The organism is Dysosmobacter segnis (assembly GCF_014297285.1).
GTDB classification, from domain to species: domain Bacteria; phylum Bacillota; class Clostridia; order Oscillospirales; family Oscillospiraceae; genus Oscillibacter; species Oscillibacter segnis.
The window spans coordinates 149,244-172,934 of sequence record NZ_JACOQI010000006.1 but is presented as its reverse complement, the minus strand read 5'-3'; the positions used below and the strand labels follow the sequence as shown (position 1 = coordinate 172,934).

At 50.6% G+C, this 23,691-nt stretch carries 19 protein-coding genes, 3 pseudogenes and 1 riboswitch; of the genes and pseudogenes, 7 read left to right on the top strand and 15 right to left on the bottom strand.

The annotated features are described in order from the left end of the window. Positions 1-95 precede the first annotated feature (95 nt). From H8Z83_RS08335 to H8Z83_RS08270, 14 genes and pseudogenes are all read right to left on the bottom strand, one after another. On the bottom strand, positions 96-863 hold the full coding sequence (locus H8Z83_RS08335; RefSeq protein WP_002586626.1) for a class I SAM-dependent methyltransferase: 768 nt from the start codon (positions 861-863) through the stop codon (positions 96-98). Positions 864-913: 50 nt separating this feature from the next. Further along, positions 914-2,833, bottom strand: coding sequence for a tetracycline resistance ribosomal protection protein Tet(W) (tet(W), locus tag H8Z83_RS08330; RefSeq protein WP_002586627.1), 1,920 nt, complete (start codon positions 2,831-2,833; stop codon positions 914-916). A 652-nt stretch (positions 2,834-3,485) separates the two neighbouring features. Then, positions 3,486-3,614: pseudogene (locus H8Z83_RS08325) on the bottom strand (Maff2 family mobile element protein); the annotation flags it as partial. A 2-nt stretch (positions 3,615-3,616) separates the two neighbouring features. Further along, positions 3,617-5,194 (bottom strand): annotated as a pseudogene (locus H8Z83_RS08320) (VirD4-like conjugal transfer protein, CD1115 family); the annotation flags it as partial. Positions 5,195-5,279: 85 nt separating this feature from the next. After that, complete coding sequence (locus H8Z83_RS08315) at positions 5,280-7,181, bottom strand: AAA family ATPase (protein WP_187014614.1); 1,902 nt, start codon at positions 7,179-7,181, stop codon at positions 5,280-5,282. Between the two features lie 16 nt (positions 7,182-7,197). Next, positions 7,198-8,706, bottom strand: coding sequence for a MobQ family relaxase (gene mobQ / locus H8Z83_RS08310; protein WP_187014624.1), 1,509 nt, complete (start codon positions 8,704-8,706; stop codon positions 7,198-7,200). 231 nt (positions 8,707-8,937) lie between these two features. After that, positions 8,938-9,234, bottom strand: coding sequence for a DUF3847 domain-containing protein (locus H8Z83_RS08305; protein WP_187014613.1), 297 nt, complete (start codon positions 9,232-9,234; stop codon positions 8,938-8,940). Positions 9,235-9,316: 82 nt separating this feature from the next. After that, positions 9,317-10,147, bottom strand: coding sequence for a hypothetical protein (locus tag H8Z83_RS19550; protein ID WP_243184840.1), 831 nt, complete (start codon positions 10,145-10,147; stop codon positions 9,317-9,319). Positions 10,148-10,252: 105 nt separating this feature from the next. Then, positions 10,253-10,549 carry a hypothetical protein gene (locus H8Z83_RS08295; RefSeq protein WP_187014612.1) on the bottom strand — a complete coding sequence of 99 codons (297 nt, stop codon included), beginning with the start codon at positions 10,547-10,549 and terminating at the stop codon, positions 10,253-10,255. Positions 10,550-10,682: 133 nt separating this feature from the next. Then, entirely contained in the window at positions 10,683-10,874 is a 192-nt protein-coding gene (locus H8Z83_RS08290; RefSeq protein ID WP_187014611.1) for a transposon-encoded TnpW family protein, read from the bottom strand. Positions 10,875-10,953: 79 nt separating this feature from the next. Next, positions 10,954-12,828, bottom strand: coding sequence for a recombinase family protein (locus tag H8Z83_RS08285; RefSeq protein ID WP_187014610.1), 1,875 nt, complete (start codon positions 12,826-12,828; stop codon positions 10,954-10,956). A 32-nt stretch (positions 12,829-12,860) separates the two neighbouring features. Then, positions 12,861-13,157, bottom strand: a pseudogene (locus H8Z83_RS08280) (conjugal transfer protein TraG); the annotation flags it as partial. Next, positions 13,154-13,642 carry a PcfB family protein gene (locus tag H8Z83_RS08275; RefSeq protein WP_187014608.1) on the bottom strand — a complete coding sequence of 163 codons (489 nt, stop codon included), beginning with the start codon at positions 13,640-13,642 and terminating at the stop codon, positions 13,154-13,156. The pseudogene H8Z83_RS08280 and the gene H8Z83_RS08275, both read right to left, overlap by 4 nt. Before the next feature lie 6 nt (positions 13,643-13,648). Then, positions 13,649-14,542, bottom strand: coding sequence for a DUF6017 domain-containing protein (locus H8Z83_RS08270; RefSeq protein WP_187014607.1), 894 nt, complete (start codon positions 14,540-14,542; stop codon positions 13,649-13,651). Positions 14,543-14,968: 426 nt separating this feature from the next. Here H8Z83_RS08270 and mblB point away from each other — a divergent pair, with 426 nt between their 5' ends. Continuing rightward, positions 14,969-16,063, top strand: a complete 1,095-nt coding sequence (gene mblB / locus H8Z83_RS08265) for an anti-phage 6A-MBL system MBL-fold protein (RefSeq protein WP_187014606.1) — start codon at positions 14,969-14,971, stop codon at positions 16,061-16,063. 9 nt (positions 16,064-16,072) lie between these two features. Beyond that, positions 16,073-18,232, top strand: a complete 2,160-nt coding sequence (gene cap2-3 / locus H8Z83_RS08260; protein WP_187014605.1) for an anti-phage 6A-MBL system cap2_3 protein — start codon at positions 16,073-16,075, stop codon at positions 18,230-18,232. Between the two features lie 64 nt (positions 18,233-18,296). Here cap2-3 and H8Z83_RS08255 read toward each other — a convergent pair whose 3' ends face one another. After that, complete coding sequence (locus H8Z83_RS08255; RefSeq protein ID WP_187014604.1) at positions 18,297-18,500, bottom strand: helix-turn-helix domain-containing protein; 204 nt, start codon at positions 18,498-18,500, stop codon at positions 18,297-18,299. A 410-nt stretch (positions 18,501-18,910) separates the two neighbouring features. Further along, a riboswitch (THF riboswitch) is annotated at positions 18,911-19,021 on the top strand. A gap of 77 nt (positions 19,022-19,098) precedes the next feature. On the opposite strand from H8Z83_RS08255, the gene H8Z83_RS08250 reads away from it, so the two are divergent. The 5 genes from H8Z83_RS08250 (at position 19,099) to dnaK (ending at position 23,675) form a co-directional block, all read left to right on the top strand. Further along, positions 19,099-19,665 carry a folate family ECF transporter S component gene (locus tag H8Z83_RS08250; protein WP_187014603.1) on the top strand — a complete coding sequence of 189 codons (567 nt, stop codon included), beginning with the start codon at positions 19,099-19,101 and terminating at the stop codon, positions 19,663-19,665. Positions 19,666-19,858: 193 nt separating this feature from the next. After that, positions 19,859-20,935, top strand: a complete 1,077-nt coding sequence (hrcA, locus tag H8Z83_RS08245; RefSeq protein WP_207732022.1) for a heat-inducible transcriptional repressor HrcA — start codon at positions 19,859-19,861, stop codon at positions 20,933-20,935. Continuing rightward, complete coding sequence (locus H8Z83_RS08240) at positions 20,932-21,531, top strand: nucleotide exchange factor GrpE (RefSeq protein ID WP_187014602.1); 600 nt, start codon at positions 20,932-20,934, stop codon at positions 21,529-21,531. The genes hrcA and H8Z83_RS08240 overlap by 4 nt, the downstream gene beginning before the upstream one ends. Before the next feature lie 12 nt (positions 21,532-21,543). Next, entirely contained in the window at positions 21,544-21,735 is a 192-nt protein-coding gene (locus H8Z83_RS08235; protein ID WP_187014601.1) for a PspC domain-containing protein, read from the top strand. Positions 21,736-21,809: 74 nt separating this feature from the next. Further along, a complete protein-coding gene (gene dnaK / locus H8Z83_RS08230; RefSeq protein WP_187014600.1) occupies positions 21,810-23,675 on the top strand; it encodes a molecular chaperone DnaK in 1,866 nt (621 codons plus the stop codon). The last annotated feature ends 16 nt before the right edge of the window (positions 23,676-23,691 follow it).

Sequence of the window (23,691 nt, the reverse complement as noted above, 5' to 3'; positions counted from 1 at the left end):
GGCGGGCGGGGCTGTCAACGGCTGCGCATATGCGCCGTTCATCTTGACCGTTGACTGGCTCGGCTGGGTTTGCTATTTACCCGACAAACTTGAATTTATTTTAAGCTATCACGTTTTACCTTCTTAAGCCTTACTATCATTACCATAGGAATTTCTTTGTTGGTTTTAAAACATTCTTCATAAAATCCATCAATGACAAATCCAGCTCTAAAACAAAGGTTAAAAATATCTTGTATGGAACGATGATAATAAATCTGCTCTTTCGGTTGCCCTTCAATCGCTATATCATAGTAACTGTGCGGTGTCATATATTTTTCAGTCAACGTGACAAAACAAGGGTGTTGCGTTGCAAAGACAAAAATTCCGCTTTCCTGCAACAGTTCATAAACAGCCATAAGAAGTGGTTCAATATCCGTAATATCCATAATTGCCATATTAGAAACTGCTTTCGTAAAGGCTCGATTTCTTTTTAATTCTAATATACTTTTTCTATCGGTCGCATCCGCCACACAAAATTCAATTTGTTTTGCATATTGTGATTGCCGTCTTTTAGCCAATTCTATCATTTTTTTGCTGTAATCAAAAGCGACAACCGAAGCGCCTCTTTGTGCAAGATACGAAGAATAATTTCCATTGCCACACGCAATATCCAAAATGTAATCCGCAGGATTAGGAGATAGAAGTTCCGTTACTTTGGGACGCACTACCTCTCTGTGAAATTCATTAGATTCGTCACCCATTGCATTATCCCAAAATTGTGCGTTCTCCTCCCAGATTTTTTTACTTTCCTCTGTTCCCATGTTCTCTCCCACTCCCCAAATTTGCTTTTTTGCTTCCATTAAATCTTCCTTACTATATTCCATTGTTACCCTCCATAACTTCTGATTGTTGCCGTCTTGACGATTATGTATCTTTACATTACCTTCTGAAACATATGGCGCACCTTGTCCAGGCGGCTGTTTGGACGGCGGGGCTGGATGACCGGCTGACCGACAGCGGCCTGATATCCTTTCAGCTCTGTAAGGCATACGCTCCGCCCGTTGGTGTAAAAGGCCAGATCAGTACGGTATGCCTGTATACAGCGGGCGGGAATCTCGCCAGTAAAGACAACTTCATCCTTTTTTACCTGGGCCGTTTCGATGGTGGCACAGTATTTCGGTGCATCATGATAAGCCCTGGAAAGGTATTCCTGGGGCGCATAGAGGATGAAGGAGAGATAAGGTTCCAGCAGCTGCGTCCCCGATTCCTTCAATGCCTGTTCCAATACAATCGGGGCCAATGAGCGGAAGTCCGCCGGCGTGCTGACCGGACTGTAATAAAGCCCGTATTCAAAGCAAATCTTACAGTCCGTTACGTTCCAGCCGAACAAGCCCTGCTCCAGCCCGTAACGGATACCATCCCTGACAGCGTTTTGAAAACTCTGGTTCAAGTATCCCAGCGAAACCCGGCTCTCGTATTGTACACCGGAGCCAAGCGAGAGTGGTGTAACAGACAGTCCTATGGATGCCCAAAACGGGTTGGGCGGCACCTCGATATGGATGGTGTGGCTGGCTGCTTTGAGCGGCCGCTCCATATAAATGACGGAGGGTTCCTTTACCACTGTTTCAAGCTTGTATTTTTCCGACAGCAAAGCGGAAACAACCTCCAACTGCACCCGGCCCAAAAAAGAAAGAATGATCTCATGGGTGATGGAATCCACTTCGCAACGCAAAAGCGGGTCAGTATCCGCAAGTTGCGTAAGAGCGTCCAGCAGCCGTTCTCTTTGCGCTGCCGTTTTCGGCGCAATCGTCGTCCGCAGCATGGGGAGGGGGTCCTCGCGCCACCTTTTACGAGGGAGCCGGGTTTGGTCCCCTAATACATCGTTTAACCTCACGCTGTCGCTGGGAAGGATAACAATTTCACCCTGATAAGCGGTGTCTGTCCGAACAATTTCCCCTTTGGATGGAATACGCATCTCTGTGATTTTCAGCTTTTCTCTCCCGGCCAGGGCCACCGTATCCCGCAGGCGCAGCGTTCCGCTGTATAACCGTAGATAGACACGCCGCTGGCCGCAATCGGTGTACTCAACCTTGAAAACGCTGCCGCATAGGGCGGCGCCCCCCTGTTCCCCAATCGGTTGGAACAGCCCTGTCACCGCATCCATCAACGGTTGAATGCCAAGGCCATTTTTGGCGCTGCCATGATAGACTGGGAACAGGGAGGCGTCTTGAACCCGCTGCTGTTCCTCCCGCGCAAGTTTTTCCCGGCTGATTGGTTCTCCTGCGATATACTTTTCCAATAATTCATCGTTATTTTCGATGACCGCATCCCATGCTTCTATGTCGGTATTTTCCTCCAGGACTATTTCCGGGGACAGCGACACCGTCTGCTTGATGATAATATCGGCGGAGAGCTTATCCCGAACAGACTGAACCACGCTCTGCAAATCAACGCCAGCCTGGTCGATCTTGTTGATAAAGATAACGGTGGGAATGTTCATTTTCCGCAGGGCATGGAACAGAATACGGGTCTGGGCCTGCACGCCATCTTTAGCGGAGATCACCAAGATGGCCCCATCTAAAACAGCCAAAGAGCGGTACACCTCCGCCAAAAAATCCATGTGGCCGGGCGTATCCACAATGTTAACTTTACATCTGTGCCACTGGAAGGAAGTGACTGCCGCTTGAATGGTAATCCCACGCTGCCGCTCCAAAAACATGGTGTCCGTCCTCGTTGTCCCTTTTTCGACGCTCCCCGGTTCTGAAATGGCTCCGCTGGCATATAGCAGGCTCTCCGTCAAGGTCGTCTTTCCAGCGTCTACATGGGCAAGAATTCCAATATTGATTATTTTCATGTGATTGTCCTCCCTTTACAGCCCCAAAGGGCATAAAAATCCCCAGCAGTAAAATACTTTTACCACTGGGGATTATAAGTTGCGGACATACACATATACAGCATACACCTGTTTGTGATTGCTGTTTTTGGGGATATGTCAAAATTGATAAGGCAAAAGTATTCTTAAATTGGGTACAAAAAACTAAGCCCCTACAAAAGGAGCTATCATAATCCTTTGTTCCCACTATTTGATTATAGTTTTATTTAAGAATACCTTGCCGCATATTTTTTACTCCTTTTCTGGATTAAATCATTGTATCACATCAGTTTTAGGAAAGCAAGTACCTAAAAGAAATTTTTCTTCCCCTTATATGTAACAATCATACCGGCTTCCTAGCGTTCAGAATGTTTTCTGCTGTCTGCTGTGGTGTTTGGTTGGAATTGTCCAACCAAAAGCCGATCCGTGGTGTTGTCTGCATTTTACTAAATACAAATTCAATGTATACAGAAAGATATAAGGAGTGGGAGGGATTCCGCCGTAGTTGGCATTGTAGGAAAATCCAAAAGTTTAGATTTTCCCACAATGCTTATCTTTTGGTCTTTGGTTCGGAATAGTGTAGTGCTGGCGGTCTATCTCTTGTTTTCGGTTGCTTGCTTCCTTACCGTACATGAGCATTTGCCGCAGGGTTGTCCGACCCGTAACCTTCCAGAAGGTTGATGCCGCCCCACACGCACAGGCCGCCGCCCAGGGCGATGACCAGAGTCTGCAAAACGTCGATAGCGTTAGTAAAAAAGCTCATATTCACAGTTCCTTTCGTTCAGTTGAATTGTCGGGTTGAAGGTCGGTGGCTTTCAATTCGTACAGATCGAAAGGCTCGTCCGGCTTCACAATGGCCGGTCTGCGTTTCATGTACCGTTCAATGTCAAAGGTGTTTTTCTTGTCGGCGTCGGCAAGGTATTTATAGCGGGGATGCTTCGTTATATCAAACTTGTCGCTGAAAAACGGCCGCACACCTCGAAGCTGCAAGATACACTTGCCTCCGTCCATCACCGCGATCTCGTCCTGGGTCATCAGCTCCTTTCCTAATTTCTGATAGTTGAGGCCGTGGGAAACCTGGCTGCCCCGGTTCTCGGATTGATTGAAGCTGTCGATGGTCTCCTTGCCTAGCAGCTCCGAGATTTCTTTCAGGGTGGATTTCTCCTTGCCTCCCAAAAACAAGGTGGTGTCGCAGTTGCCCACAATGGTATCTGCGGCGTCCTTGTAGATGGTCTTTAACTGGCTTTGGGACTGCAAAATAATAGAAGCCGAGATTTCCCGGCTCCGGATGGTGGCAATCAGCTTGTCGAAGTTGGGTATCTGCCCAATGTTGGCGAACTCGTCCAACAGGCACCGCACATGGACGGGCAGCCTGCCGCCGTACACGTCGTCCGCCTTGTCGCAAAGAAGGTTGAATAGCTGGCTTTGCAGCATGGCGATGACGAAGTTGAAGGTGGTGTCCGTGTCGCTCATAATGAGGAACAGCGCCGTTTTCCGGTCGCCCAGGGTTTCCAGATCCAGCTCGTCGTCTGACATGATTTCCCGCAGCTCCGCAATATCAAAGGGAGCAAGGCGGGCGCCGCAGCTAATCAGGATGGATTTCAGGGTTTTGCCGGCGGCCAGCTTGAATTTGCGGTACTGCTTCACGGCGAAGTGGTCCGGGTGCTCCTTCTCCAGCTTGGCAAAGAGCAGGTCAACGGGGCTTTGAAATTCCTCGTCGTCCTCTCTGGCCTCCGATGCGTTGATGAACTCCAGCAGCGTGAGGAAGTTCTTTTCTTCCGGTTCCGCCTCGTACCAGATGTACCCGACCAGGGCGCAGTACAAAAGCCGTTCGGCCTTGACCCAAAAATCTTCCGATGATTTTTCCCCGTCGCCTTTGGTGTTGGCGATGATGACATTGACCAGTTTGAGGATGTCTTTCTCCGACCGGATATAGGCGAAGGGGTTGTATTTCATGCTCTTTTTGAAGTTGATGGTGTTGAGGACTTTAATGCGGTACGGCTCATAGATGACCTTCCCATGGGCATCCCGCATGGGCTTTCCGTTCTCGTCCAGCTTGGGGGCGCCCCGCCGCAGCATGGTCCCTACCTCGGACAAAAGCTGTCCTTTGGGATCGGTGACCACATAGCTGCTGTGCATCTGCATGAGGGAGGGCTTGACGAAGAACCGGGTCTTGCCGCTGCCGCTGCCGCCGACGACCAGAATGTTTTTGTTCCGGGCGTACTTGGGATTTTTTGGGCGGCTGGACATGGTGAGTTTTTCCGTCTGGGTCAGAGGGATGTTCCGGTCGGGGACCGGATCGACATAGGGGGCAATATCGGCCGCTGTGCCCCATGAAGCGTTTTGTCAAGTGCTTTTTTAAGTTATTGACGCAAATTATCGTGAAAGCGCGAAAGTGCAAAGTGCAAAGGGTCTGCGTTTTGCACTTTCAGCTTGCGGGTTCGGGTGGCTGCTTCTTCTTGATGAAGTTGTACCATTGACCGCCGACACGCCTTGCGCCTAAAATGCCGCCCATGTTGCGCTTGGCGTTCTGCACCGTCCTTTCGGATATTCCGGCTTCGGCTGCGGCTTTTACAATGTCCTCGCTGGCAAGCTCTTTCCCGTCTGCAAGCAGGTCAAGTATCAGCCTTTCGGCTTGCTCGGTCTTGGTGGCGTTGTTCCCGCCCGCGCCGGACAGCAGCTCGTCGGCGGTGATGTCGTATTCGCCTATCCATGAAAAGCCCGTTTCCGGGTCAAGGCAAAAGGCAACGGGCTTGCCCTCCGGCGCAAGGGAAGATTTGTCATGGACGATAACGCGCACATTCGGTTCTCGCTTCACGCGCCCGATAAGAAGCACGCTCCGGGCGGCGGCGCGGAAGTCGATAGAACCTAAGCCCCGGTATGCGCTCTGCCCTCCGGCAGCTTTGTTGAGATGTCCGATAAGGATAACGGCGCACCCGGTACGCTCGGCAACATCGGCAAGGCGGCGGAACATGGGGCGCACTTCGTTTGCCCGGTTCATGTCGGTTTTTTCGCCCATGTACGCCTGTATGGGGTCAAGGATAATCAGCCGCGCCCCGTTCTGTACGATTGCTTTCTCTATGCGCTCGTCAGATAGGGTAAGCTCCCGTTTTGCTTCATCAATCACAAGCACCCGGTCAAGGTCGGCTTCTGCTTCTATCAAGCGGGGCTTGACGGTATCACCCAAACCGTCCTCGGCGGTCTGGTAAATCACTTGGAATGGCGGTAAGGGCTTCATTCCCGGCAGCGTTCCCCCGGTGGTGCAGGCGGCGGCAAGGCGTAGGGCAAAAGTGGTCTTGCCCTCGCCGGGATTGCCTTGCACAATGGTTACTTTCCCAAAGGGGATATACGGCTCCCATAGCCATTCAACGGTCTGCGTGTCAACCTCGCTCATGCGGATAATCTCAACGGTTTCTTCCTGCGGCGGCTCTTTCAAGCCGTAAATCGCTTCCCGGATATACTTCCCGTCCGCGATTTCTGCCCGGTGCTGCAATACCTCGTTCCAGTCCTTGTAAAGCGGCACAAGGCGGTGAACGGTCAAGCCCTCCGGCACAAGCTCTGCAAGGCGGCTGCAAGCGTCGTTTCCGGCTTCGTCGCTGTCAAGGCAGAGAAAAACGGTCTTGATGTTCGGACGGTCAGAGAGAAAGCGCAACAGGGCTTTTTCTCCCACGCCGCCCAACGCCAGATAGCTTTGCTTCTGCCAGTCCTTTTTGAACAGGCAGAGGAAAGATAAGAGGTCTATCGGGGCTTCAAAGACAAACAACCTTTCGCCCTCGCCACGGTAGCAGAAGTTAAAGGCTTTGTCGCTGCCTTTCACATCAAGCCGAAAACTCCCGGCTGTGCCGCGCTGATGGGCGTATCGCGGTATGCCGTTTTCATCTCTACCGACAAATACGGCGTTATGGTGGGTGGCTTCCTCGTAAATATCCCCGGTGGAAAAGAAAAAGCCCGACACATCTTCATCAATGCGGCGGGCGGCTGTGAGGTAGTTCCTCGCTGTTCGGTTGTCGGGGCTGCGGGGTGGTAGCCGGAAGTCGGATAGGGGCGCGGGGCTTGGTCTGTCCGGCGGCGGTGCAGCTCCCTTTTCTCCTGTGAGAAGTTCAACGGCTTCGGTGAAGCTCTTGCCGAAAAACTCCATGACAAAATCAACGGGGCCGCCGCCCTTGCTCTGGCTGTGGCGATACCATTTGTTGCCCCGGACGGTCAAGCTGTCGTGCCGTTTCCAGCGGTACTCATTCCCGGCGCGGGTAAGCTGCTCGCCCCGTCCTTGCAGAAAAGAAACAAGGTCGGCTTGGTTGGCGCGGTCTATCTGTTCTTGGGTGTAATACATAAAAGTTCAACTCCTTTCAGCGGTCTATATCATGCCGCTTGGTGCGGCTCTGCGTCTGCTCCGGCTGGCCGGTGCGGAGTGCAATATCCACGCACTTGCGTATCTTCTGAAGCTCGGCAACCTCGGCGCGGGTATCTTTCAGCGTGTCATATTCCGCTTCCCGCTGTGCTTTGAGGTCGGTATATTCTTTCTCCCACGCGGAGATCGGCAGGGTTTTCACCCCCTCCGGCAAATGGGCATGGAGATAGCGGTTTGCCGCGTCCCATAGGGTAAGCTCGGCGCGGCGGGCTTCCGCAAACTTCTCTTGTTTTCCTTTCCAGCGGATTTGCCGATACTCGTCCTGTATGGGCTTGTAGGTTTGATAATTTCTGCCGTACTCCATGAGTTTTTGCAGTTCTTTCATGCGCTGCTCGGCGGTTTTCATTCCCTCCCGGATGGAATAGGCTTTATCACTGACAGAGGAAAGAGAAGCGTCCAGCTCATCAAGATTAGAGATACCATGCTCGGAAAGATAGTTGACCGCTGCCGCTATGGTTTTCAGTTCATCGGCTGTGTGCTGTTGTTGCCATCGCTGCGAATACTTCCGGCTCTTTTCTCTCTGAACGCTCAAATACTTCATCAACAGATTTGCAAGGTTGGGAGATTGCGGCGGCTGCTTCGGGGCGGTTTCCCGCGCTTTGAACAGGTCGGCAATCCACTCTTTGAGCTTCCCAATCTGCGCCCGGATTTCCCGGATAAGGCGGTTTGCCTTTTGAATACTGCGGTTCAGTTCGCCTTTCTCGGTGGCGATACCTTTCTTCTCCATCTGGCAAGCCGCCACGCCCATATGGACGGTCGGTATTTCGTCAATGCCGCGCTCGGCGTTACTGCGGTGGTCGATACGCTCCGGGCTTCCGGCACGCTCAAGATAGTCGTTTGAAATATCAGCCCATGCCTTGCGCCAAACAAGCGCATTCTCTTGGCTGTTCCAGCCTGTGAGGTCAACCTTGTGGGTTTTGTATCTTCCGCTTGGCAAGCGGATACGCTCGCCGTTTTCGTCAAGGTCATATTCCTTTTTGGATTTCGCCGCCCATGCTCCGCGCTCGTCAAGGGGGCGCATGGTAAGCATAATATGACAATGGGGGTTGCCGCTGTCGGTGTCGTGAATGGCATAATCAACGCACATTCCTCTGGAAACAAATTGAGAGGAACAGTATTCCCGGACAAGCCGGATCTGTTCCTCTCTGGATAATTCTATGGGGAGCGCCGCGTCAATCTCTCTGGCAAGCTGGGCGTTCCCGGCTTTCTCGTAAAGCTCCACGCTGTTCCACAAGGTTGAGCGGTCAGAGAAAGAGGGCGGGGCATGGGGCGGCAGCATGATCTCTGTATGGACAACGCCGCCTTTGCGGGTGTAGTCATGGGTCATTCCGTCCCATTCGTTTGTCAGCTTTTCACCGCTTCGGTAGGCGGCTGCGGCAATGGCTGATTTGCCTTTTCCTCGGCTCACAATGCCGATGTTCCAATGGTAAATGGCTATGGGTATCACCTCCCGGATAGGATAATAAAACCCGCAAAAATGGTACAGACGCCAACGGCGGGTGTACTGTTTTTGCGGGTGTGCAGGGATAGCCGCAAAGCGGCGCAAGGGGTGCAGCCCCTTGTTGCGGCAAAGCCGCCATATCGGAGCGCGGGGAACTCTCCCTGTGCGGAGATAAGCCCTCGGCAGAGCGCACACGCCCGCAAGGGTGTATAAGTGCGCCCTTAGTTCCTAAGGGATTTATTCGGCGTTCCCGCTTTCGGCTCGTTTTTTCAGATATTCCCGTGCTGGTTCACTCGTCAGTGCAAGCCGGAGAAGCGCGGCAGCTTCCTCGTCGGTCATGGTCTTTGCTTCCGGCACAATGCTTTCAAAGACTGCGCCCCGGACGATAAGGCGGTGGCTGCGCGTTCTGCGTTCCTCTTTGGATAACTTCTGACGCAACATCTTTTCCCGATTTTCAAACTGCCGGATTTTCTTCTTTCCATCCTCAATCTCGGCTTGCAGCTCCTCGCGGGTTTTCTCTCTTGGCTTTGTCATGGTTGGTCGCTCCTTTCTGCCTGTCGGCATAGAAAAAGGACAGTCGATTTTCTCGGCTGCCCTTGTGGGTGGCTATTCAATTTTAGTCTGCTGTTTTCAAATATATAAAATAGCTTGCTGTTCCGCCATAGCCATTTTCAGTATTCCATTCAGCTGTTACTTCATAAATATATCCGCCCAGTTTAAGAGTGAGTACGTTTCCAACAATAGTTACATCTTCGCTGTTTGTAGCAGGCTCTCCCCAATGTTCGTCACTCCAGCACTGCACACTTAAAATTGTATCTGGGTCTTCTGTAAATCTTAATGTAGCTGTTGTTTCTGTTGTTTCAAATGGTGGGGACAACAGATCCTTGCACTCTAACGGGTGTGGGCTATCAGCTATTGTGCTTTCAGCAGTTCCGTCAATATTTGTTTTTTGCCACGAATAAGTTCCTAATACTGCACCGATAGCGGTTTCGTCACTCACAACGCTTAATGTGGGCGGTTCTTCCAAAATTATATTGGCAGTCCCAGAGTTTAGTAATTCATTTGCATAGCTGTTGAGTGCTTCACATGGCTCATATTTTGTCTTATAACCGATACCGTCAATGACAATAAATGGGTTATACGCCATAATATCTGTTTGTGTACCGTCTACCATAGTCAAGGTAAAAACAACGCCTTGTCCATCATACTCTGTGTAAGAATTATCCTCATTATAGACAACAACATCATTCAAATATTCAACTAATTCTTGGATATTTTCAATCTCAATCGTTTTGCCTGGCGGTGTTAATAACACTTTAGCGGAAACAATCTGCGCTGCGTCCAAATCCTTATACGGTTTTTTCCCCTGTTGTGAAAAAAATACGATTACCGCGATACCTACTAAAATGATACAAGCTATTGCAATCATCAATCTCTTTTTTCTCATGGAACAAGCCTCCTGTTCTTCTCTGTTACTTGTATAGACGAAAAAATTGAAAGGAAGTTTCACTATCTATAAATATCATAGCACATGGTTATGAATAAATCCACCTCATTTCAGCCTGTCAGTGGCCTTGTTTTCTCTGGCAGACCGCCGCGCAGCTTCCCGCCGTTCCTCGCTGTATGGAGCGGTCAGACGGAAAGAGAAACGCCCCTTGCGGATTTCAAACTCCATGCAGCCCGTTTCGGGGTCTGCGTCGGTCTGGCGGCACTGGTCGGGGTGCTGCCCGGCGTAGGCGGCAAGCCGTTTCTTTAAGTCGGTGTTGTGGGTGCGAATATGGATCAGCGGGTCTTTCTCGTCAAACCAAATATCGGTGGTCTTTTCCTGCTTGGTAAGCCCTGTTCTCATAAGCTCTCCTTTCTGCGCCCCTGTTACGCAATAGGGGCATTTTTCGGGTGTTTTTCCCGGCTCTTGACTTGGGGAAAATGAGGATTTTCAAATAGAAACCGCCCGAACAGGGAATGTATCGTCGGGGCGGCTGTTATCGCGGATTTTCTGTTTTTTCCGGCTCTTGACCGTCAGGCGCGGATAAACGCGAGCTGTCGGCAAGCACCAGTTTGAGCAGCTTGTCGCGGAATGTTTCTGTGCTGCTATGATTGAAAAACAACTCCGCAACAATGGTCTGCCCGTTCCTCTGGGTCGTAATGATGCTGTCGGGGGTCTGTTCTGCCATAGGCGGCTCCTTTCTCCGGGCGCAAAAGAGGGATTTCCCGTAGTTCGGAAAATCCCTCTTGGTTGACGGTTATTCTGTTTTACTGTGCGGGCTGTGCGGCAGCTGCCTGTGCCTTTCTCCTTGCCCGGTATTCCCGCGCTTTCATGCGGTCATACTCCCGCTGCTTTTCAAGGTTTCGCGCCCGGTACTCCCTTGAATAGTTGCGGTGGTAGGCGCGGCTCTTTTCCTTTTTGGCTTCTTCGATTTCCTCCCGCATTTGCCGGATTTCCTGCTCGGTCGGTTCTGCAAGCTGTGTCACTTCATTCTCAAACTTGCCGATGTAATTGAAATATATGCTGATGTGCTGGATTGCGTATCTCGCCCTTTTCTGGTCGCGCTCATGCACTTCAATCCGGCTGATAAACTCGTTGAGAATGGCGGGGGTAAGGTCGGTAAAGGCGGCATGGCGTTCCGTCAGCTTCAAAAACTTCTGCGCCCGTCCTCCCGCGTTCTCATAAGCGGATAGCTGCTCTTGGAGCGTGGCAAGCTCCGCTTTCAGCGCGTAGTATTCTTCCGAATACTTCTGCGACATCTGCTCATAGCGGTCTTGTGAGATCGTGCCGAGGGCGTTGTCCTCATAGAGCTTATTCAGCACCTTGTCGATCTGTTCAAGGCGCGTCGTGATTTGCGGAATACGCTTCTGCTGTTTCTTGGTCTGGTCGGTCTGCTGCATGGCAAGGTTCTTTTTCACTAATGCTTCAAACTCCGCCCGATTGCTGATAGAATAGTCCTCGATTTTCTTCAGCACTTCCGCGATGGTCTGCATGAGCAAGTCTGCGTCCATGATGTGCGGGGAATTGCATTTCGGATTTCTGGATTTTCCCTTGTGGTACTCGCTGCAAAAAGCAACGTGCCGCTTGCCGCCGTTCCGGTAATCTATACGAATGTGCATTTTTGCGCCGCAGTCCTTACAGAAAAGTAAGCCGGACAGAGGGTGGATTTCCCCGTCCCCGTTGGGGCGTCTGACGGGTGCGTTTTCCAAGATCCGCTGTACGGTTTCAAAATCGCTGCGGCTGATAATCGGCTCATGCACATTTTCTGTGATGTGCCACTGGCTTCGGTCTACATAGTGGTTATGTTTATCCCGGAAATGCTTTGTAGTCTTGAAGTTGACCACATCGCCGCAATACTCCTGCCGTGTGAGGATATTGGTCAAGGTGGCTTTGTTCCACTTGCAGCGGTTATCCTCGTTGAGCGTCTTATTTTTACAGGTTCCCCGCCCCCGGTCTTTCATATAGAAAGTGGGGGTAGGGATTTGCTCGTTTTTCAGATGCACGGCGATTTGGTTGCGGTTTTTCCCGCCGATAAACAGACGGAAAATCAAACGGACAACCTCGGCGGCTTCCTCGTCGATTATCCAAAAATCCTTGTTGTCCGGGTCTTTGACATAACCGTAAGGGGCTTCGGTGACAATCGGCTTTCCACTCATGCCTTTGGTCTTAATGCCCGTTTTCACTTTTTTGCTGATGTCCTTTGCATACCACTCCGACATGATATTGATAAAGGGCGCAAACTCCAATGTGTCGGGTTTCTCGCTGTCAATGCCGTTGTTGACCGCGATAAAGCGCACATTGTTCCGTCTGAATATCTCCATCGCGTTGCCGACCTGGAGATAGTCGCGCCCCCAGCGGGTGAGGTCTTTCATAATGCAGACACCGATTTTCCCGTTTTCCACATCGTCCATCATGCGGGAGTAGGCGGAACGGTCAAAAAACCTGCCGCTTTCGTCATCGTCGATGTAGTGCCGGATATTGGTTAGGTGCTGCCCTCTGGCATAGTTCTCCAAAAATATTTTTTGGTTCTGTATGCTGTTGCTCTCGCCGCCGTCCCTGTCCTCGTCGCCCACGGAAAGGCGGGAGTAAAGGGCTGTAATTTTGCTATAATCAGTCATGTGCATAACCTCCTGTGCGTCCATGTATGTGTCATTTACACTTAAAATTATGCACTCCACCGGGCGCTGCCGTACTCGATGCCCTTGCGGTATTTGCGGGCGTTTTTCCCTTTGGCGTACACCGCCAGCCGGACAATGACAGACCCGGCAATACCTGCCAACAGGTCCAGGGAATGCAGGCTGGGCAGGCCAGAAGAAAACGCCTCCGTAAAGCCCTGGCTCAAATGCAGGAACTTTTCAGAGGCGTCAAGACCGGGCGCAAGGCGCACCGCCTGGCAGAGCTTATCAAAGAGATACACGAACAGCAGATACGGAAGGTTGAGGATGAGAACCTTCTTCAAATCAACCGTCATAATTCCACACCCCGGTCTTTGGTCTTGACCTTCTCCCGCTGGCGGTGCTGGGCTTTGGACTGCTGCTTTGCCTGCTCCAGTTCCTTGCGGATGGAGGGCTTTTTCTCTTTCTCCAGGTTCTTTGCGGAGAACTCCCGGAAGGCCGCCGTGATAACGTCGGCATCCCGGCCCTTGAAAAACACCAGATAGCGGGGTATCTCTCCGCTGGTGTCCTTTTTCAGCGCGAAGTCAATGCCGTACTTCTTGGCGGTGGCGGAAAAGGCCCGGATGTTCTGGTCGGTGATCTCGATATTGGAAACGCCGGTGTTGTGCTTCATAAGCTGCCGGAGGGTCTGTTTTCCGTGGTGCAGCTTGGTCTTGTGGTCGGTCACGCCTTTCTGCATCTCGTCCAGCACTTTTTTCATGGCCTGTTGCAGCATCCCGGCGGAGAGCTTGGTGGCCTCCACACAGAGGGCAACGGTGCGCTGGGTGACTTCTTCCTGCATGAGTGATTACCTCCTTTCTCCGCTGCCGTACAGGTCGTGGTTCACCAGGGACGCATAGTAGCTGTCGATGGTGGCCGGGGCGTTATACAGGGCAGCCAGCAGATATTTCTTGATGTTGCGGACATAGGTGGTGTTCTCCCGCATACGGTCCAACACATACTCGATGTGAGAACTGTTCAGCTTCAGGAACCGGGATTTGACCACCTCCGCCGGATAGTCGTCCCCGGCAATGCGGATCGTCTCCCTGTGGGAACAAACGGTATCCACCATAAGCTCCACCAGCTCGTTCAGCATATCCCGGTCCAGCCGGTCATCCCGGCATAGATAGTCATACTCGATATTCTCCAAAATCAGTTCCCGATAGCTCTCTCGCTCCCGCATCCAGTCCCGTCCGGTCCGGCTGCCCCCTGCGGGGGTTTGGGGGCTTGATTGGATAGGATTTGATCCTTCCGTACTTGATGAATCAGTATTTTGTTCTTCAGGATTTCTTTTCTCTTTATTTAATTGCGGCCGGTTTTCCAGACATGGGTTATCCATATCCGGGTTTTCCGTATCTGGACAAGCCGTATCCGGCTCGTCCTCACACGGCTGGCCCGTGTCCGGGGGATGGGGAGTTTCGTAGATGACATACTCCACATCCACGATTTTACCCTTGCTGTCCCGGAGGCGGTTGCGGACTATGTACCCGGCACGCTCCAGCTCCTTCAGGGCGGAGCCGATGCTGTCCGTGCCCTCCTTGCAGATTTTGGCCAGGCCCCTAGTGGTGTAGTTCCAGTCCTCCGGCAAGGACAGCATCATGGAGAGCAGCCCCTTGGATTTCAGAGACAGCCCCGCATTGCGCAGGTGGTGGTTGGACATCACCGTGTAGTCTCGGGTTTTCTCAATACGAAATACCGCCATGGTATCACCTCCTTTCGGCGGCCTGAAAAAGTGTTCGTTTTCGGGAAAAAAGCGGCCTCTATGCCGCCCGGATGCCCCGGAGGGGAAAACCTATGGGCGGTAGCCTTCCAACTGATTGTAAAAGAAAAAATATTAGATTTTTGCCCCCTTCCGGGACAGTTCTGTTGAGTTTAGTGCGTCACCTATAAAGGTATTAGAGTGAGCAACAGAATGAAAATCAAAATCATTCATAAAAAATGCCATAGGCTTATAACCTATGGCTTACAGCTTATATACATTAGAACATAGTAATGGAGATAAACCTTTCTTGCTGCAATTGGAAAACGATGGTATAATGCTATTGTCGATTTACTCATCATTTAAAAACGCATCAAATGGGTGATTTAAAAATACAAAACGGGCGCATAGATGTGAAAGGAGCAAAGAATGTCACAAACACTTACTTTTTATCCCCTTGGAAATGCTGAGACATGTTTGCTTGAGCTGGGAAATGGAGCCAAATTACTTTTTGACTATGCAGCAATGTATGACGGGTCAACAACAGATACACGATATGATATTAAAAAAGAACTGTCTACGATTAAAGAATTTGATGTAGTGATGTTTTCTCATGCTCACGATGATCATACACATGGTGCTAGCGAGTTTTTTTACCTAGATCATGCAAAAGCATATCAATCAGAGAGTAGAGCTAAAATCAAAGAACTATGGGTTTCTGCCGCATTCTTATTGGATACGGATTTGGAAAACCAATCTGACGCCAAAATCATTCGTGCGGAAGCAAGACATCGTTTGAAAAATAAATATGGAATCAAAGTATTTGCTGAGCCAGACAGCTTAGAAAAATGGTTAACCGATCACGAGATTGATTATGATGATGTGTCCGACTTAATCATACATGCAGGCCAAGTTATAAATCTACCGGATTCTTTAAACGAGGAAATGCAGGTGTTTGTGCACGCGCCCTTTTCCGATGATAGCGAAGATATACAAGATAAAAACGATCCGTCGCTTGTTTTGCAAGTTCGCTTGTTTAATAATGAGCGCGAGACTAATTTGCTGATAACCGGAGACACCCCCTATCAGGTTTTAGATAAAATTGTAGATATCTCTCAAGCTAATAGCAACGAATCTTTTCTTGCGTGGGATATTTATGATATTCCACACCACTGTAGCTATACCGGATTAAATGAAAAAGGCGAAAAAGCTGTTCGAATTATTACACCTACAGATAATGTTCAGTGGCTTCTTGAGCAAGCCACAACAAATGCTCATATGGTAGCCTCATGTCTCAAGATTACAGAGGAAACATCTCCTCCTCATATGTGCGCAAAGCGCGCATACGAAAAGTATACTAGCCCGGATGTAAAGTTCCTAGCAACTATGGAACATATTCCGTTTAGTGGCGGAAAGCCGACTCCTATTAAATTTGTAATTGACTCTTTTGGTGTTACTTTGAAGCAAGATAGAATGCAAGAAGTTTACTTTAAGAAATCCGCCCCTCGAGCAGGGAAGCAATAGGAGGAAAAAGTGGATTACACATGTAAAACTGCTTTTGCTACAAATATCCTAAAAAATCTGAGTGCAACTGGGTTAGGGAAATTAGTTAGCGTGCAAGACATAGACGGAGCTGAGGTTATTACTATAGATATTGGTCCAATGGAAATTCCTCAATATCCAGTTTATCTTGTGAAGACAATTGAACGTGTTAATATTATTTCCGTTGACGACGACCTTCCTGTTGTATATTGTCGTGATGATTTTCCGATAGTCCCTCATTTAAATGTGCTGCCAGATGGTCGAAAAACCTTATGTCTATTCGATGTTCCATTTAACGATATCAGATATACATTTAATGCAAGTATGTTCCTTCGGAGAATTGTCTATTGGTTTGAGCAAACGGCACGTGCACAACTTCATCAAGCAGATCAGCCACTAGAGCCTTATTTCCCTGGTACATGTGATGGCCTTATTCTATCGGATTCTGGGTATCCGTTTGTTAGACTTAAAAGAATTAAAACTTTAAATAGTATACTTTACAAAGAAATTGCTCTTGAAAACATAACCGAAGGCAGAGTGTACATACTTTTAAGTGCGGTCATAAAGAAGAACTATACGAAAAATATTATCAATAGGATGCCCCAAACGCTAGGGGAGTTAGACGATGCATTTGAAGAAAACATTCTAAAGGAACTTGAAACTCGTTTTTCAGAAATCTGGGCAGTCAAACAAACTTCGCTGTATAAAACTATATTTCAAGAAAAAGAAACAGAGTTACGAAATAGTGGAGTACTATTAGCTATTCGCATTGGTCTTTCAAGATCTGAAGGCGAGGAGCCTGAACGTTACTACATCAAGGCATTTCAAGTATCGGATACTTTTCAGTCTTTATATCAAGCCTTTGGATACCACAGAAGCAAGAAAAATAAATTAGAAAAAGTTAAACCCGCAGAAGACTATAAGAATATTTCAATTATTCCTTTTGAGATGTTCTATCAGTTTAATAGTCAGTTTGCCACTTTTCTTAACGAAGGCACGATTACCGAACACAACGATAATATTGTTCAAATTGGCCTTGGCGCACTGGGTTCACAAATTGCTAATAATTGTATTCGCGCTGGCTATGGAAACTGGACCTATATTGATCCGGATGCGCTTTATCCACATAATTTAGCAAGACATTGCCTAAATCAAGACAGCATTGGTCAAAATAAGGCACAAGCCATGCAACAGTATGCTAACCTCCTTTTCGACGGCAAAGATAATATTATTAAGGCAGTTATTTCATCAGATATTTTTAGTAAATCTGAGCAAGAAAAAATTCGGGCTTCGATTAGTGAAGCAACCCTCGTGGTAGACTGTACTGCATCTGTTGCTGCCGAAAGATACCTTTCTCATGAACTAGCCGGTAAAACAAGGTCAGTAAGTTTCTTTATGAATCCTACAGGAACTGCATTAATTATGCTTTTGGAAAGTGCAGATCGAAGTATTACATTAGATGTATTGGAAATGCAATATTATCGCCTGCTTATCAGAGAAAAAAAGTTGTGGCACCATTTAAAATCGGATCGCAAAGTTCTATATTCTTCGACTTGCCGAGGGGCAAGCCTTGTGTATCCACAAGATAATGCTTCAATTTTTTCCGGGCTTTGTAGTTCAGCAATTAAACAAATATTCTCTTCCCCCAATGCTACTGTTTCTATGTGGGTATATGATGATCTTTCTATCACTCGATACAAAAAAATCGGTGAAATATTTCAGGAAATTAATTGCAACGGATGGAAAATTAAAATTTCATCATCTTTAATTACACAGATGTATGATCAGAGAAGGAATAAATTACCCAATGAAACCGGTGGAGTTTTAATTGGAGCATATGACTATGAACATAATATTTGCTATATTGTTGATATAATAGATTCACCCTCTGACAGTGAGGAATACCCTAATGCCTATGTTCGTGGGCATAATGGATTGTTGAAACAAATAGAACGATTAGAAGAAATAACAATAGGAAACTTAACCTATATAGGAGAGTGGCACTCACATCCGACAGCCTCTACGCAGCCAAGTAAATATGATTTGATACTTCTGAAATCTATTTCAGACTATACTCTGGCACAAGGCAATCCAGGATGTATGTTAATCGTTGGTGACTCAAACTTTTCTGTTTATTTGCAATCCATTTAAAGAAAAATGTTACATATCAAACCGCCACAGGTTAATAGCCTGTGGCGGTGCCATTGTTCTTATTCTATTCCTCGTCCAGCCCCTCCGCCCTCAGCCAATCCTCAAAGGACTTCCTGGAGATGCGGATCATGTTGCCGATGCGGATCGTCTTGAACAATCCGGAGTTGGCGAGTTTATAGGCCGAAGCGCGGCCGATACCGAGAATGGCTGCGATGTCATTCACGGTGTATGTCCTGCTTTGGGGCGTCCCTTTTTCGTTGGTGCTCATAAAATCATCCTCCCTGCTAATAGCATTTTGAAATGGCCCCTGGAAGCCCTCTGTCACAAGGGGTTCCTGCTAATACCTTGCTAATACGACATTTGAAAAGCAGTTGTAAGGCAGCATATTTCAGGGGAATTTGTGCAAATTGACCTGCCTCCAGGCAGCACAATTTGCGAAGAAACAACACGGGAAGATATGATATGAACAATTTACGAAATGGTACGCCATACTCCTAAGCGTTAGGCCGCTGGTTCGACTCCAGTCCGGGGTGCCAGAGAAAAGCGGAACATCCGATCGGATGTTCCGCTTTTCTCTGGATTTTGCGCCTTTTCGAAAAAATCTCCGGAAAAATCCAAGCCGGGAAGGAGATGGCCTTGCATTTTTGGGAAAGGCATAGTAAAATACTACCAAATAGAGGCAGAGTAGAAGCACGCGTGTCGGCCAACAGGCCACAGTGCCGGAGGAACGGGGAGTTGTCCGCCGGACGAAAGGAGATTTCCGCAGTGTGTGCTTCGCATCCCGCTGCCGCATACCGGAACCGGCGGGCGGTGCTTGCCCGGCCTCCTCTGTGCGGCGTAACTGCCCACAGAAGGAGGAATTTTTTATGTATCCCCACCCCTTTTCCGTCGGCTATTGGCGCACAGCCGCCAATGAGCTGAAAGACGTCCGGAAGTTGACCTTTGCGGCGCTGTGCATCGCTTTGTGCATGGCGCTGGCCGCCATTCCGTCGGTGCCCCTGTGGGGCGGTGCCAAAATCACCTGGGGCTTCCTGGCCCGGGCGGTGTGCGCATGGGTCTGCGGACCTGTACTGGGCGTTGTGTTTGCCGTGGCGGAGGATCTGCTGAGCTTTTTCATCACCGGTGGCGGCGGCTACCCTTTCTTTCCCGGTTATACCCTGACCACCATGCTGGGTGTTTTCGTATACTCTTTGTTTTTCTACAAGTCGAAAATTACGTTTGGTAGAGTCTTTTGGGCGAAATTGCTGACCAATATCCAGAATGTGACCTTGGGCGCACTCTGGATGGCTATTCTCAGCGGCAAGGCGTGGTACGTCACCGCCAGCGGCAGCGCCATCAAAAACCTGATCTGTCTGCCCTTCCAGGCAATTTTGCTCTATACCCTGTTCACCACCCTTCGTCCGGTTTTGGTGAAAGCGCGGCTGATTGAGTGACAGGGAAAACCTCTTTTCGGTGATACGTGCGCCCCGGCTTCGGCCGGGGCACTTTTCGTATGAAAACCGGCGGGAAAGGGGGGAAGTTCATCATTTGCTTTCCCTTTGTTCACAAATTGTTTACCTGCCCCCATTGACTTTAGATAGCAGGGGTGGTAAACTGCGTTTAGCACTCATGGAGAAAGAGTGCTAAATGAAATTTGAGGTGCTTTTTGTGGACTTGACCGACCGGAAAAAGCAAATATTGAAAGTGGTGGTTGAGGATTACATCCGTACCGCCGAGCCGGTAGGCTCCAAAGCCATTGCCGCGGAAATGGGCGGCAGCGTTTCTTCTGCCACCATCCGCAATGAGCTTTCCGACCTGGTGGAGCTTGGTTATCTGGAACAGCCCCATACCTCCGCCGGACGGGTGCCGTCCCCCAAGGGCTACCGGCTGTACGTCAACGAGCTGATGGAGCGCCAGCGGCTCTCCTTAGCGGAGACCGAAAAGATCAACCAGTCCCTCCAGATGAAAATGGAGGAGTTGGACCGAGTGATTTCTCAGGCGGGCCGGGCCGTCAGCAGCTTTGTGAATTACCCCGCCTATGTGGCGACTGCCGGAAAGGGCAGCATCACCGCCAGCCGCTTTGATCTGCTGCCAGTGGATGAGAAAAGCTGCATCGTGGTCATGATGATGGGCGACAACCGGGTGAAATCCCAACTGCTGCGGATGCAGCTGAAGGTGGACCGGGATCAGATGGCCGCATTGGTGGAGCTTTTGAACCGGCATTTCACAGGGATCTCCATCAAGGAGATGAACCAGAAGCTGATGGCCATTTCTCAGGGCATTACCCCGCAGCTGTTTTTGCTGCTAAGCCAGACGGTGAATTACGCGGTGGATGTTCTGGAGGAATCCAACCATCGGGAGTTCATCATGGCGGGCACCAATCAGCTCTTGAAGCTGCCGGAGTTCCGGGACGCCGACAAAGCCCATGAATTGATGAGCTTTTTGGCGGACGATAAGGAAAAGCTGCCGGTGCCGGACGAGGGGCCTATTAAAATTTTGATTGGCCCGGAAAATGTGAACGATGCCTTAAAGGACACCAGCGTGGTGGTGGCCAGTTACGATATTGGCGATGATATGCGGGGGTTGATCGGCGTGGTCGGTCCTACCCGGATGGATTACGCCACCGTGGCCGCCCGGCTGACGGGCTTTGCCGATGGGCTGACCAGACTGTTCGGCAAGCAGGAAAAACAAGAACTACCCCCGAAGGAGGATACAGATACATGAGCGAAGAAACCAAAGAGCCTTTAGAGGAAACTCCCGTGACCGCGGAAACGGCGGAGACGGAGCAGGAAAAGACTCCGGAGAATCAGGAGCCGGAAAAGAAGGCCAAGAAGAAAGAAAAGAAGGAAAAGGGCATCACCTTTACCCGGGAGCAGGTGGAAAAGATGGAGCTGGCTGCCAAGCAGCTGGAATCCGTGAAGGATCAGTTCACCCGCCTCACTGCCGAGTATGACAACTACCGCAAGCGCACCACCAAGGAAAAGGATGGCATCTATCAGGATGCCAAGGGCGACACCATCAAGACCTTCCTGGCGGTGTATGACAATCTGGAGCGGGCCGCAGCCGCCGAGGGCGGCGAGGACGATCCCCACAAAAAGGGATTGGAGATGATCTTCCACCAGTTCAAGGAGCTGCTTGCCAAGGAGGGGGTCAAGGAGATCGAGGCCAAGGGTAAGGAATTTGACCCCGAGCTGATGGACGCCGTCATGCACATTGAGGATGAGAGCCTTGGAGAAAACGTAGTGGCTCAGGTGTTCCAGGCGGGCTTTGAGCTGAACGGCAAGGTTCTGCGACACGCCATTGTGCAGGTGGCCAACTAAAAGGAGATTTATATGGATAAGAAGCTGTACCGTGATCCCCAGAACGGGATGATCGCCGGTGTGTGCGCCGGTGTCGCCGAGTATTTCGGCTGGGACCCCACCTGGGTCCGGCTTGGCTGGGCGCTGTTCACACTGCTGGGCGGCAGCGGACTGATTCTGTATCTGATCGCGGCGATCATCATGCCGCGGCTGGACCGTATGTGATCTGAGCACCGGCGAAAACCGGGGTATGCAAATAGTTATCAATAAAAATTCAGATAAATTTGGAGGAATTCATTATGTCTAAGGTTATCGGTATCGACTTAGGTACAACAAATAGCTGCGTGGCTGTCATGGAGGGCGGCGAAGCCGTCGTCATCCCCAACGCCGAGGGCAACCGCACCACCCCGTCTGTGGTGGCATTCAGCAAGACCGGCGAGCGTATGGTGGGTCAGGTGGCAAAGCGTCAGGCCATCACCAACCCCGACCGCACCATTTCTTCCATCAAGCGTGAAATGGGCAGCGATTACAAGGTGAACGTGGACGGCAAGGCCTACACCCCTCAGGAGATCAGCGCCATGATCCTGCAGAAGCTCAAGAGCGACGCTGAGGCCTATCTGGGCCAGACCGTTTCCGAGGCTGTCATCACCGTTCCCGCTTACTTTACCGACGCCCAGCGTCAGGCCACCAAGGACGCCGGCAAGATCGCCGGTCTGGACGTGAAGCGGATCATCAACGAGCCTACCGCAGCCGCTCTTGCCTACGGCGTGGATAAGGAGCAGTCCCAGAAGATCATGGTCTATGATCTGGGCGGCGGTACCTTCGACGTGTCCATTCTGGACATTGATGACGGCGTTATCGAGGTTCTGGCCACCGCAGGCAACAACCGTTTGGGCGGCGATGACTTCGATGAGTGTATCATGAAGTGGATGGTCAGCGAGTTCAAGCGCACCGACAATGTGGACCTCTCCGGCGACAAGGTTGCCATGCAGCGTCTGAAGGAGGCTGCTGAGAAGGCCAAGATCGAGCTGTCCGGCGTGACCACCTCCAACATCAATCTGCCCTATATCACTGCGGACGCCACCGGCCCCAAGCATCTGGACCTGACCCTGACCCGGGCCAAGTTCAACGAGCTGACCGCTCATCTGGTGGAGGCTACCGCCGGCCCCGTCCGTCAGGCTCTGGGCGACGCTGGCCTCACCGGTAATGACATCCACAAGGTCCTGATGGTGGGCGGCTCCAGCCGTATCCCCGCCGTGCAGGACATGGTCAAGAAGCTCACCGGCAAGGAAGGCTTCAAGGGCATCAACCCCGACGAGTGCGTGGCTATGGGCGCAGCCCTGCAGGGCGGCGTGCTCACCGGCGACGTGAAGGGCCTGCTGCTGCTGGACGTCACCCCCCTGTCCTTGGGCATTGAGACCATGGGCGGCGTGTGCACCAAGCTGATCGACCGCAACACCACCATCCCTGTGAAGAAGAGCCAGATCTTCTCCACTGCTGCGGATAACCAGACCTCTGTGGAGGTCAACGTCCTTCAGGGCGAGCGTGAAATGGCTGCTGCCAACAAGTCCCTGGGCCGCTTCCATCTGGACGGCATCGCTCCCGCCCGCCGTGGCGTGCCTCAGATCGAGGTCACCTTCGATATCGACGCCAACGGCATCGTGAATGTCTCCGCCAAGGATCTGGGCACCGGCACCGAGCAGCATATCACCATCACCTCCTCCTCCAACATGAGCAAGGACGATATTGAGAAGGCTGTCAAGGAAGCCGAGCAGTATGCCGCTCAGGACAAGAAGATGAAGGAGGACGTGGAGGTCCGCAACCAGGCCGATCAGATGGTCTATCAGAGCGAAAAGACCCTGAATGAGATGGGCGACAAGATCCCCGCCGAGGATAAGAGCAAGGTCCAGGCCGGCATCGACAAGCTGAAGGAGGCCCTGAAGGGCACCGACACCGCCGCCATCAAGACCGCTACCGATGAGCTGACTCAGGACTTCTACGCTGTCAGCGAGAAGCTCTATCAGCAGGCCAACCCCCAGGGCGCTCAGGGCGGTGCCCAGACCGGTCCCGACATGGGCGGCCAGCAGGGCGGCAATGCCCAGGACGGTCAGTATTATGACGCCGACTACAAGGTCGTGGATGATGACGACCAGAACAAGAAGTAAAAAAGCTATACGGATC

Bases quoted from the DNA above. Each gene is read 5' to 3' on its own strand.
- H8Z83_RS08295 (WP_187014612.1), bottom strand. From the start codon at position 10,549: ATGAGAACAGGGCTTACCAAGCAGGAAAAGACCACCGATATTTGGTTT.
- H8Z83_RS19550 (WP_243184840.1), bottom strand. From the start codon at position 10,147: ATGAGAAAAAAGAGATTGATGATTGCAATAGCTTGTATCATTTTAGTA.
- dnaK (WP_187014600.1), top strand. From the start codon at position 21,810: ATGTCTAAGGTTATCGGTATCGACTTAGGTACAACAAATAGCTGCGTG.
- H8Z83_RS08290 (WP_187014611.1), bottom strand. From the start codon at position 10,874: ATGGCAGAACAGACCCCCGACAGCATCATTACGACCCAGAGGAACGGG.
- H8Z83_RS08335 (WP_002586626.1), bottom strand. From the start codon at position 863: ATGGAATATAGTAAGGAAGATTTAATGGAAGCAAAAAAGCAAATTTGG.
- H8Z83_RS08305 (WP_187014613.1), bottom strand. From the start codon at position 9,234: ATGACAAAGCCAAGAGAGAAAACCCGCGAGGAGCTGCAAGCCGAGATT.
- H8Z83_RS08275 (WP_187014608.1), bottom strand. From the start codon at position 13,642: ATGCAGGAAGAAGTCACCCAGCGCACCGTTGCCCTCTGTGTGGAGGCC.
- H8Z83_RS08255 (WP_187014604.1), bottom strand. From the start codon at position 18,500: ATGAGCACCAACGAAAAAGGGACGCCCCAAAGCAGGACATACACCGTG.
- H8Z83_RS08250 (WP_187014603.1), top strand. From the start codon at position 19,099: ATGTATCCCCACCCCTTTTCCGTCGGCTATTGGCGCACAGCCGCCAAT.
- H8Z83_RS08270 (WP_187014607.1), bottom strand. From the start codon at position 14,542: ATGGCGGTATTTCGTATTGAGAAAACCCGAGACTACACGGTGATGTCC.
- H8Z83_RS08240 (WP_187014602.1), top strand. From the start codon at position 20,932: ATGAGCGAAGAAACCAAAGAGCCTTTAGAGGAAACTCCCGTGACCGCG.
- H8Z83_RS08235 (WP_187014601.1), top strand. From the start codon at position 21,544: ATGGATAAGAAGCTGTACCGTGATCCCCAGAACGGGATGATCGCCGGT.
- hrcA (WP_207732022.1), top strand. From the start codon at position 19,859: ATGAAATTTGAGGTGCTTTTTGTGGACTTGACCGACCGGAAAAAGCAA.
- H8Z83_RS08315 (WP_187014614.1), bottom strand. From the start codon at position 7,181: ATGTATTACACCCAAGAACAGATAGACCGCGCCAACCAAGCCGACCTT.
- mblB (WP_187014606.1), top strand. From the start codon at position 14,969: ATGTCACAAACACTTACTTTTTATCCCCTTGGAAATGCTGAGACATGT.
- H8Z83_RS08285 (WP_187014610.1), bottom strand. From the start codon at position 12,828: ATGGACGCACAGGAGGTTATGCACATGACTGATTATAGCAAAATTACA.